At 43.5% G+C, this 285-nt stretch carries 1 pseudogene; it reads right to left on the reverse strand.

From position 1 onward, the window contains the following. A pseudogene (locus tag AAEY62_RS21890) lies at nt 1-285 on the reverse strand (acetolactate synthase large subunit); the annotation flags it as partial.

Genomic DNA, 285 nt, shown 5'->3' on the forward strand with positions numbered 1-285 from the left:
GTAAATAAGGGGCAAATACTTTTTCACCAGGATAGTCGTAGCGCCATGCATGCTTAACCATCATTTGTTTATTATGATCGCACCACGCTTTTGGCGTAACGACGCACTCAAGGGCGGGAAGTGAGGTTTTTAAATCAGCAATTAAAGAAGCCTTTGCGGGTTTACGTTTACCGACCTCGGCTGCATCTATGTCTAAATGAATCACGTTTGCTTTTGCAGCAAACTTAGCTAAGTTGCCTGTTACACGGTCATCAAAGCGAGCACCAATACACACTAATACATCAC

Source organism: Pseudoalteromonas sp. GW168-MNA-CIBAN-0100 (assembly GCF_040309225.1).
Taxonomy (GTDB): Bacteria; Pseudomonadota; Gammaproteobacteria; order Enterobacterales; family Alteromonadaceae; genus Pseudoalteromonas; species Pseudoalteromonas arctica.